Origin of the sequence: Vibrio aquaticus, assembly GCF_003970385.1 — a bacterium.
GTDB lineage: Bacteria > Pseudomonadota > Gammaproteobacteria > Enterobacterales > Vibrionaceae > Vibrio > Vibrio aquaticus.
In genome coordinates this window covers 1-363 of the sequence record NZ_RXZH01000197.1, presented here as the reverse complement: position 1 = coordinate 363, position 363 = coordinate 1, and the positions used below count along the sequence as shown (strand labels likewise).

Annotated in this window: 1 protein-coding gene; it reads left to right on the top strand. The window is 34.4% G+C overall.

Features of this window, described 5'->3' with window-relative positions; all coding sequences use genetic code 11:
- On the top strand, window positions 1-363 hold a 363-nt coding region (locus tag EJ063_RS20760; RefSeq protein ID WP_148104559.1), incomplete at both ends, for a hypothetical protein.

Here is a 363-nt window from a genome sequence, read left to right as displayed (position 1 = left end):
AAGCTTAATTATGAAGGTAAGGAAGACGAGATTGTTAAGAGTATAGAGGCAGGAAATGTGTCTTTGCCTTTATCTGGAACATTGATTAATGGGGGGCAAAATTTATTTGGTTTTAAAACTGCTCTTCAGTTTGGTAGACTGACAGTTACTTCGGTTTTTTCTCAACAAAAGGGAGAATCGTCTGTAGTCAGGTTGGAGAAAGGTGCGCAGAAACAAGAATTTGAGATTAGTATTGATAAGTATGAGTCGAATAGGCACTTTTTTCTTTCTCACTATTTTAGAAAAAACTATGATAAAGCCCTTAGAGATTTACCAATAATAAACTCAGATGTTAATATTGTTAAGGTTGAAGTTTGGGTTACA